At 32.1% G+C, this 8,909-nt stretch carries 19 protein-coding genes; 17 read left to right on the top strand and 2 right to left on the bottom strand.

Annotated elements, in window-relative coordinates; all coding sequences use genetic code 11:
- Positions 1 to 257: 257 nt before the first annotated feature.
- Together AC1VAQ_RS15835 and AC1VAQ_RS15830 are read right to left on the bottom strand one after the other, a co-directional pair.
- Positions 258 to 707 carry an ImmA/IrrE family metallo-endopeptidase gene (locus AC1VAQ_RS15835; protein ID WP_479904178.1) on the bottom strand — a complete coding sequence of 150 codons (450 nt, stop codon included), beginning with the start codon at positions 705 to 707 and terminating at the stop codon, positions 258 to 260.
- Between the two features lie 56 nt (positions 708 to 763).
- Entirely contained in the window at positions 764 to 1,153 is a 390-nt protein-coding gene (locus AC1VAQ_RS15830; RefSeq protein WP_479904177.1) for a helix-turn-helix domain-containing protein, read from the bottom strand.
- Between the two features lie 153 nt (positions 1,154 to 1,306).
- On the opposite strand from AC1VAQ_RS15830, the gene AC1VAQ_RS15825 reads away from it, so the two are divergent.
- The 17 genes from AC1VAQ_RS15825 (at position 1,307) to AC1VAQ_RS15745 (ending at position 8,871) form a co-directional block, all read left to right on the top strand.
- Positions 1,307 to 1,510 (top strand): helix-turn-helix domain-containing protein, encoded by a 204-nt coding sequence (locus tag AC1VAQ_RS15825; RefSeq protein WP_479904176.1) that lies wholly within the window; start codon positions 1,307 to 1,309, stop codon positions 1,508 to 1,510.
- 138 nt (positions 1,511 to 1,648) lie between these two features.
- Positions 1,649 to 1,828 (top strand): hypothetical protein, encoded by a 180-nt coding sequence (locus tag AC1VAQ_RS15820; protein ID WP_479904175.1) that lies wholly within the window; start codon positions 1,649 to 1,651, stop codon positions 1,826 to 1,828.
- Positions 1,829 to 1,972: 144 nt separating this feature from the next.
- Positions 1,973 to 2,341: a DUF6075 family protein gene (locus AC1VAQ_RS15815; RefSeq protein WP_479904174.1), complete on the top strand. Its 369-nt coding sequence runs from the start codon at positions 1,973 to 1,975 to the stop codon at positions 2,339 to 2,341.
- Between the two features lie 85 nt (positions 2,342 to 2,426).
- Complete coding sequence (locus tag AC1VAQ_RS15810; protein ID WP_479904173.1) at positions 2,427 to 2,606, top strand: hypothetical protein; 180 nt, start codon at positions 2,427 to 2,429, stop codon at positions 2,604 to 2,606.
- A 21-nt stretch (positions 2,607 to 2,627) separates the two neighbouring features.
- Positions 2,628 to 2,882 (top strand): hypothetical protein, encoded by a 255-nt coding sequence (locus tag AC1VAQ_RS15805; protein WP_479904172.1) that lies wholly within the window; start codon positions 2,628 to 2,630, stop codon positions 2,880 to 2,882.
- A gap of 28 nt (positions 2,883 to 2,910) precedes the next feature.
- A complete protein-coding gene (locus tag AC1VAQ_RS15800) occupies positions 2,911 to 3,915 on the top strand; it encodes a hypothetical protein (protein WP_479904171.1) in 1,005 nt (334 codons plus the stop codon).
- Between the two features lie 11 nt (positions 3,916 to 3,926).
- Entirely contained in the window at positions 3,927 to 4,142 is a 216-nt protein-coding gene (locus AC1VAQ_RS15795) for a hypothetical protein (protein ID WP_479904170.1), read from the top strand.
- Positions 4,143 to 4,205: 63 nt separating this feature from the next.
- Positions 4,206 to 4,469 carry a hypothetical protein gene (locus tag AC1VAQ_RS15790; RefSeq protein WP_479904169.1) on the top strand — a complete coding sequence of 88 codons (264 nt, stop codon included), beginning with the start codon at positions 4,206 to 4,208 and terminating at the stop codon, positions 4,467 to 4,469.
- A 20-nt stretch (positions 4,470 to 4,489) separates the two neighbouring features.
- A complete protein-coding gene (locus tag AC1VAQ_RS15785; RefSeq protein ID WP_479904168.1) occupies positions 4,490 to 4,876 on the top strand; it encodes a hypothetical protein in 387 nt (128 codons plus the stop codon).
- 29 nt (positions 4,877 to 4,905) lie between these two features.
- The gene (locus AC1VAQ_RS15780) at positions 4,906 to 5,658 is read left to right on the top strand and encodes a hypothetical protein (protein ID WP_479904167.1); all 753 of its coding nucleotides are present in this window, start codon (positions 4,906 to 4,908) and stop codon (positions 5,656 to 5,658) included.
- Between the two features lie 48 nt (positions 5,659 to 5,706).
- Entirely contained in the window at positions 5,707 to 6,432 is a 726-nt protein-coding gene (locus tag AC1VAQ_RS15775) for a hypothetical protein (RefSeq protein ID WP_479904166.1), read from the top strand.
- Between the two features lie 37 nt (positions 6,433 to 6,469).
- Positions 6,470 to 6,652 carry a hypothetical protein gene (locus tag AC1VAQ_RS15770; RefSeq protein WP_479904165.1) on the top strand — a complete coding sequence of 61 codons (183 nt, stop codon included), beginning with the start codon at positions 6,470 to 6,472 and terminating at the stop codon, positions 6,650 to 6,652.
- Between the two features lie 11 nt (positions 6,653 to 6,663).
- Entirely contained in the window at positions 6,664 to 6,972 is a 309-nt protein-coding gene (locus AC1VAQ_RS15765) for a hypothetical protein (RefSeq protein ID WP_479904164.1), read from the top strand.
- The gene (locus AC1VAQ_RS15760) at positions 6,969 to 7,124 is read left to right on the top strand and encodes a hypothetical protein (protein ID WP_479904163.1); all 156 of its coding nucleotides are present in this window, start codon (positions 6,969 to 6,971) and stop codon (positions 7,122 to 7,124) included. The genes AC1VAQ_RS15765 and AC1VAQ_RS15760 overlap by 4 nt, the downstream gene beginning before the upstream one ends.
- A gap of 27 nt (positions 7,125 to 7,151) precedes the next feature.
- Positions 7,152 to 7,535 (top strand): hypothetical protein, encoded by a 384-nt coding sequence (locus AC1VAQ_RS15755; RefSeq protein WP_479904162.1) that lies wholly within the window; start codon positions 7,152 to 7,154, stop codon positions 7,533 to 7,535.
- A gap of 60 nt (positions 7,536 to 7,595) precedes the next feature.
- Positions 7,596 to 7,847, top strand: coding sequence for a hypothetical protein (locus AC1VAQ_RS15750; RefSeq protein WP_479904161.1), 252 nt, complete (start codon positions 7,596 to 7,598; stop codon positions 7,845 to 7,847).
- Complete coding sequence (locus AC1VAQ_RS15745; RefSeq protein WP_479904160.1) at positions 7,837 to 8,871, top strand: FtsZ/tubulin family protein; 1,035 nt, start codon at positions 7,837 to 7,839, stop codon at positions 8,869 to 8,871. Before AC1VAQ_RS15750 ends, AC1VAQ_RS15745 begins: the two co-directional genes overlap by 11 nt.
- Positions 8,872 to 8,909 lie beyond the last annotated feature (38 nt).

Genomic DNA, 8,909 nt, shown 5'->3' with positions numbered 1-8,909 from the left:
TAGTTCTTGAACATTAGTACAATTAATATATATAGTAGAGTCCTTAATAGACTTAAGTTTTGCCCAAAAAAGTATCAATCTATTGAGAGATGAATAGCTTACATATGTTATATTGGGTAATGAAAATTCATATGTTTTCATATGCTTTATGGATGCCTCCTTATAATGATAGATATAATGTTTACTACATAATGCAGTGTATAAAAATAAAGACTAGGTGAAGTAAATATAATCCTAGTCTTTATTTTTATAGCCTTCTATTTGATCTTCAAGTATTTTAATTCTATTAATTTTTTATAGGTTTCGATATCGAGGTCTGTATTGAGTAAGTTAGTATTCCAGCAAAAATCATCGTGAATGAGTAGCTCAGCAGCAAACTTATTTGCCTGATCCTCATATATTGAGTTGGTGGGGAAGAGCGTATATTCTTCAATGACATATACACCTTTTTGGTATGTAAGTGCATTCTTTTGAGATGAATGCAGTATAGCATGCCCTAGTTCATGAGCGGCTACAACAAGCTGAGAAAATTCATCCAAGTTTGAGTTTATTACTATAAACTTGTTGGTACATACTTTTATAAAATAACCTTTAGTATTTTTATAAGGATTATATTTTATATGTATGCCTAAGTCCTCAGCTATTTTAAAAGGATTTCTAGTTTGATGTCTCTTTACTAAATTGTTTACTCTTAAGCCAATATTCACGTTTGGTCACCTCAGTTTTAATAACTATTTTCTAGATTCCTTATAGTGGTTTATAGTTATTTTTTTTTATGAGATGAATATTTCTTTTTATTAATTTGTTTACTTTCGAAGTAGATATCTGATATATCTTTAAAAATTGCATCCTTATCTTCAGCATCTGCATTCATAAAATAGACCTTTACATTATCCATAAATTGTTGGTATTCAAGTTTATTATTTTTAGGCACAATGTGTGATGCATCAATAGTAGATGTATTTAATAAATCATCAAGGGATACATTAAGAGCTTTAGCTATTTTACCTAAAATGTCAGAGCGTGGTTGTCTACTTCCATTAATGTATCTAGATATGGTTACTTCAGTTACTCCAACTAAATCTGCTAAGTTTCGTTGAGTCATATCTTTTTGTTCTAAAATATCCATTAATTTTTCACCAAGACTTTTCAATATTATCCCTCCATTTTATTTGTATTATATCGCATTTAACCATTCGGTTTAAAAAACTAACCATTTTTATAATTTATTTTTAAAATTAGTATTGACTTTAACCAAAAGGTAAGTATAATTAAATCATAACCAATTGGTTAAGAAAGAGGTGGTTTGTTGAATAACCTAAAATTAAAGAGTAAGCGCATCGAAAAAGGGCTAACACAGAAAGAATTAGCAAAAAAAATAGGTATTGTAGAAGTTAGCTATAATCGAAAAGAACTTGGAAGTCGTGAATTTACATGCTCAGAAATAAGCAAGTTAGCAATTGCGCTTTCTTTAACAAATGACGAATTAATAGAGATTTTTTTTGCTTAACAACTTACCGATTGATTAAGTAAATGGCAAGATGTCAATTAATACTTATGATATTCAAATTACAAAATGTTATACAGGTATGTTACAGCATAGGACAAATGACAACAAACATATGATTTCAAGAAAGGGGTTGATGATTTGGGAAGATATGCTGGTAAGATCACACACCATTTTTCTGAAGATAAAAATCGACCTACATTTCAAGAAACAGTATTTCATGCACAAGAAATCTTTTTAAGAGCCTATATTGAGAAGTTGCCAAAAGAACAGCGTAGGCAATTCATAGAGATGGGTAAACAAGCAGGATATTTTATTTAACATTTAACGTACATAAGAAGAACTTCATGATGAGACACAAAAGAAAAGCCCTTACAAGAGCACAATCTTGTAAAGGCATATGTAAAAACTGACTACCTAAATCATAGCATCTTGTAATGATTTAGTCAAATGGAGGCGGAATATATGGAGATTCTATTTTTGGACGAGCAACATGAAGAAAGATTTTCAACATTAATCATTGAAGCGGATACATCAGTTGCAGATATGGAAAGAAACGCTTTATTTTATCTTATTTCAGGCAATCAAGAGCTTTATGCTCATAGGTATGACATTTATGACTTTCAAAGAAACATGTTAAAAGACCGTAAACTTATTAATAAAATTAGTAGCTCAGGAAGACAACTAATTAAACTCGGTATTCATTTATATAACACTTGCGCACAGAAGAATATTAATGTGTGTGATTTGTTTTCAATCTTGGATGAGCAGAACCAGCAACTTGCACTTAATACAATCTGCTTACGTTTTAAAATTCAACAGATGATTTTTTAATTTTTACATAATAATTTTAATAACCTATATTTTGTGTGTATAGATATAGGCTTATATTTTACACCATTTTTTAAGGAGTTTTCATATGAGTACAAGTAAAAAGGTTAAACAATTAGATTATTTTACTGGGGAATTAGTTGAAGAATACAACAGCATTTCTGATGCAGCATATGACAATTGGCTAAATGAAAGAACTGTTTATAAAGCTTTGAATAAAAGAAATGGTTTCATACATTCGTTATCACTTAGATTTGAGTTTGCTTAACAGATGAAAGGAGTAATGTAGATGATACGTGTAAATGGTAACAGTGTTGTTAATGCATTAGAAATTGATTTGCAACAAGTTTCAGGTTACAGCAGACTTAGTGAATGTGCTAAGGCTATGTTTGAGAAAATTTATATTAAACATATAAATGCTTGTGGTATAGAAGCTAAGTTAAAGTATGTGCCAAAACGTGTAACTGAACACAAAGACCACTTAAAGGTATATATGGTTAGTGGCGATTGGTTTCACTATTATCCAAATGGAACATGGGGTTAAAAATATAGCTTACTAGAGGGGGATTGAAATGGACGATTTAAAATACTTCACATTAACTGGGAATATTGTACACACAGCATGGTTTAAAACAATTAAAAGGGAAAATGGTAAAGCCTACTTACTTGCAGTAAATATCCTTGCAGAAATTGTTTACTGGTATAAACCTGTTGAAGTAAGAGATGAACAAACAGGACAGCATCTAGGGTGGCGTAATAAATATGCATCAGATTTACTACAGAAAAGCTATGAGCAGCTTGCTAATTTGTTTGGTGTTAGTAAAGGACAAGTAAAAGATGCAATTGTACGTCTTGAAGAATTAGGTGTGATTGAAAGAGTGTTTAGAGATATTCCAGATAAGGGTTTGTATAATGTTATGTTTATAAGATTAAATGTGAATAGACTAAAAGAATTAAGTGTTTTTGAAGAAGATAAAGTCGTTGAAGAACAGAAAATACATCTATCGAAAATTCCACAGACCCCTGTCGAAAATTCCACACACCCCTATGGAAAAAAAGACACCCCTCTATGGAAAATTCCACAGACAAATACAGAGATTACTACAAAGATTACTACAGAGATTACTAACATAGATACTTACATACCTACTCAAGTTGAAGGAGCAAGTAAGCAAGCAAGTTATGCAAGTAGAGCTGATCCAGTTATTACTTGTTACAAAAATAATTTTTGTGTTGAGAAAGTACCTAAGGTTATCAAGGAGCAATTACTAGGATTTAAACAACAAGGTATGTCAGATGAATTGATTTGTACAGTCATTCAAAATGCGGTGGAAAGAGGAAAGGCATGGAATTATGCTAAGGGGACACTTGAAAGATTACTTAAACATGACACATTAAACTTAGAGCAGTATACAAACAGTGTTATTAGTTTTAGACAAAATAATAAGCAAGATAATAAGGCAACTGGTAAGATAGATAAATTTACTTGCATCAATAAGCATGGACATAATTATAATTTTGATGAACTAGAGAGACTTGAGCGTCAGTACATAGAAAATCAATTAAATAATGCCTAAAGGAGGAGGTAATGAAAACATATAATTGCCTTGTATGTTTAGATTCAGGATACCCTGCAGTACATAAGGATGATGAGAGAAATGTGGTACCTATGTGTGATTTAAGTGGTTCACAATTAGTTGATTATAGACTTGTGAAATGTGCATGCAAGGAGCAGAAAGAGGCAGCTAATAAGATTCGGCTAAAGGGTAATAGGCAATATCAAAATTGGCAGCCAGAACAATAAACAGGTGAAACTAAAGATAATACATCATATGACCAGATGAGGTTATAAGGGAGGATGAATTTTATGAAAATAAGTATTAATGAAGTAAAGGAACGTATGTTACTGAACCGTGGGTGGGTAAAAGTTGAGAGGAAGGGAAAGTCACCGCTTTATCAGTACAAGGGGTATCAATGGACAGCTAAGCAGGTGGCAGAAACGGCAACAGTAGTCATTGCTACATATAGCAAGTTCTATGATGGTATTTATACACTACATCAATTAGAGCATGAACTTAAATTTATGCATAACAAAAAACTTTCTAAATCAAGAATCAAAAAACAATACTAAAGATGACATGGGGTGATTTCATGAATAGTGGCATTAGTTTAGATCAATTTGCAGATGGGGCATTACATGCAAGAGTTAACCAAGCCCTTAAAGAAGTACTTGAGAATATGACAGATCCTAATACGGATTTTAAACCAAAACGTAAGGTGACTATAGATATTACACTTCAAACAGACGAAAATAGAGAACTTAGTAACGTAAGTATTGTAGCTAAAACAAAATTAGCACCACGTATGGCAGTTAAATCAGTTATTCTTATTGACCAAGATATTAATGGTGAAGTTGTTGCAAGTGAGTTTAGAAAGCAGATACCAGGGCAACAGGCAATGGTAATCGACCATGAAACAGGTGAGGTAACCTCACAAAGTCAGCCTAAGTTAGAGGCTGGTCTACAGGTTTTAAGATAAATTAATAAAAATACAAGGGGATGAAAAGTATGTTAAATCAAGAAACAGCAGCATATTTAGTAGGTTTAGGTAAAGAGCAAGTAATCATTGAGGCAAATAATGGTGGTCAGTATACACCAGGGAGGCTTTATAGAATTAATGAGCCAACAGTAGCACCTATTGTAACACATAGTTTGACTTCTATCGTGGATTATGTGAAAAATGGCGTAGATTATATGGATTCAAAAGAGATGGTTATCCATATTGTATCACCTCAAGAAGTTTTACTTTTGTCATATGTAAATGGTGATAGAGCACGTGAAGTATATATTGATGCACAAGTAATTTTGCCAAATAACGTGAAGTTTGATCAGTTCTTAGATACAGAAGCATTTAACATCATGCTTCAATCAGGATTTGTTAATCAATCAGTTGTAGAAAATGTAGATGGCAATGATGTTGAAGTGGATTACAAGAAAATGCTTTTACAAGTTACAGGATGTGTGAAGGAAGAAGCCATTAAGCAAGTTGGTGATGATGGAGTAAGCCAGTCAGCTATGATTAAAACTGGTGTTGCAAGCATTGAAGCTGTTAAAGTGCCTAACCCAGTATTACTTGCACCTTATCGTACATTCCAAGAGGTTAAACAACCACTTAGCAAGTTTATTTTCAGAATGAAAGATGGCCCAAGCGCAGCACTCTTTGAAGCAGATGGTGGCGCATGGCGAAATGATGCTATTGGTAGAATTAAAAAATACTTTGAGGAACAACTTGAAGGTATTGAAATTAATATACTAGCTTAAAGCGTAGGGGCTTCTGCCCCTATGGATTGATAAGTGGGGGTGTTTGATATGTTTTTATTTGATCCAATAACCTGTAAAAGACAACCTATAACTTATGAGCAACTTAAAGGCATAACAGGCAAGAGTAAAGAGACATTGGCCTGTTATAAAAGTAGAAGAAGGAAAATAGCAAATATTAATAGTTATTTGGTTGATGATGATGTAGATGTAAAGGTATTAAGAGAATTTATGGTTAAAGAAGAAATTGAGGATGAGTGTTTTGTAAATATACCTGGTACATCATATGAAGTCAGTAATTACGGTAGGTACAAGAATAAAAAAGGACAATTTATTGTGGTACATAATAATGTTTGTGGAAAGCGTGTTAGGCCCATGATAACTCTTATGATTGATAAAAAGAGCTTCCGTTGTGCACCAAGCTATTTTGTAGGAAAGATATTTGTAGAAAAGCCAGTAGAGAAATTAGGTGAGCAGTTAATACTTGGGCATAGAGATTATAATAGCTTTAATTGTAGAGCTACTAATTTATATTATGTAGATAAAGTTAAATACGCTAGAAGAGTGGCACAGCTTGCATCGAGCAGAATATGTTTGAAAATAGATGATTCAGGTAATGTTATTGAAGAGTATGATTCAGCTGCACAAGCAAGTAGAAGGAATTATTACCATCGGTTAACAATAGCTAAAGCTATTAAAAAAGGACAACGTGTTGGTGGCTTTATATACATGTATGAAGATGAATATATAAAGGTATATGGTGAACGCAATGATTAAAGCAAATAATGTCGATGAGTTTAAGATCTTACAGTATATGAAGAAGTACATGGAACTTGAAGAGTTTCAATTAAGAGCTGATGTGTTAGAAAGTAGTGCCTGCCAAGTTACATTTATTGAAGCAACAGATAAAAGAAATCAGAAAATATACTTTTACATAGATGGCAAGACAATATTGTATGCAGATAGTATTGAATCAATAAATATTTTACCGTTTTAGGAGGAATTGTGATGAAAAAGATATTATTAGTTTTAGTGCTATTTATGGGGATTAACATTCAAGCAAGTATTGGAAACAGTGAGCCAATACTTGAGGAAGTTAAAGAGAGTTATAGTGTAGGTTACACAATTGATAATTGTACGGTATTAGGCACAGACATGCATATGTGGAACATTGAGAGTGTAGTGCCTGGTTGGTATGTAGCTTATAACATGAATAAAGGCGAGTATTATTACATAACACAAGAAGCAGCACAAAAGTATGTTGAGGAGAGAGATAACAACATAATAGTTCTTGGAAATGAGGATATTGAGGAATGAGAACATTAGCAAAGGTAGTTGGTGTAAGAGCCAGAGATAAATGGTATAAGGTTGGGCAAAGGTTAGAAGTTTCCTATATGCCATCAGTTGAAGCTTATGTAACAAAAGATGGGAAGATTGTAGAGGCACTTGATGTTAAAAGCGTTAAATAAATTTAATCTTAATTGGGGTGAATTCATATGGTATGGACAAATGAAATGGATAGTTTCGTAATGAGATATTATACAAAAATAGGACCTGTAGCAGCTGCTGAGAGATTAGGTGTAACAACAGAAGAAGTAAGTAAACGTGCTCTACAAATTGGTGCTACAAAGCGTAGAGATAGTGAAATACTAGGTGAGTTTGATGCCTATGATTTAAAGTATAAACACTTAAAGGAAAATATTAAGATTGGTGATCAATTAAAGTTTCCTTTAGAGCGTGTTATTGAAGGTAAGATTGTTAAGTCAATTAAGAAGAAAAAGGTTGTTGAGTTACATAGTAATTATGTAGTAGTTGATAATGGGAAGTATAAAGAGTCATTTATGTTCAAGGACTTGGTTGAGATACTTAAAATATCATAAAAGAAATTAAAAGAAGATAAAACAACATAAAAAATAATAAAAGTATTTAAAGGGTGAATTATGGATAAGTTGGACTGTATGATTCTAAGTGTATTAAGTGAAAATAGAGCGTATTCAAGTATTCGTTCAATATCACGTAAACAAATTTTAGAAGAAATAGAAGTAGGTGCACAGAACCTATTTATTAGACTTCAGAAGCTTATGAAAATTGAACTTGTGGCTAATGGACTTAAAGAAGGTCGTGAACACACATATTTCATTACAAAGAAAGGTATTAAGAAATTAGAGGAGGTAATTAATGATGAAAAATAAGATAGGATTTATAGCAGTAGGGCAAGCTGGAGGTAATTTAGGAAGTGCACTAGAGAAAAATGGATATAATGTATTATTTATTAATACATCAACTGAAGATTTAGATACTTTAACTAAAGTAAAGTTTAAGTATCACATTAAGGGCGGTGAAGGTTGTAATAAGGACAGAAACAAAGCTAAAGAATTAGTTGTAGAAGATTTTGAGCAATTAGCTAATGAAATTAATCAAAAGGTACCAGAGAATTTCATTTATGTGATATTTAGCAGTGGTGGTGGTACTGGATCAGGTGCTTCTCCTATGCTAATTGACTTACTGGTGCAACATATGGATAAGAAGGTTGGAGCGATTACAATTATTCCTTCAGAGAATGAGCCATTAAAGACACACATAAATTCATATGAATGTTTTAGAGAGTTAGCAGATATTGAAATGGCCAGTACAATTGTTTTAGATAACAATGCATATAAAAATAAGATGATTATTAATCAGGAGTTTATTAAGGCATTTGAATTAATGATGGATATGCCTAATCATAAGGATGTTAGAGGTAATATTGATAAAGCAGAAGTAATGGAAATGATTGAAACTAGGGGCATGTTAACTATTAATAAAGTTGAAAAGTCTGAATCAACTTTAGCAAAATTAGTAGAGAGACTTAAAAATAATATCTATGCACCAATGGAAACAGACCAGGTTATTAAATACATAGGATTATTATTAGCAAGACAAATTGATATTAGCGAATTAAAGAAAGAGGTTGGAAATTACTTAGATGCTTTTCAAGGGTATAACGATGAATATACGTTATGTGTGCTATCTGGTTTAAGCTTACCTTTTACAAGATTATTGGATATGAAAGAAAAGGTTGTAGCAAGTCAAGAGACGATTAAAAAGAACTTAACAGCTACAGGAATTAATAAGTTAAGTGATGATATAGATTTCTTATCTGGTCATACAACACCAGCAAAACCAATTAAGGCAAGTAGTGCAACTGATATATTTGCTAAGTATCGTAAGAAATAAATAAGTTAAAAAGCATTTATGCAAAAGTTATAGTCACA

Source organism: Cellulosilyticum sp. (genome assembly GCF_982396655.1).
This window is presented reverse-complemented; position numbering and strand designations above follow the sequence as displayed.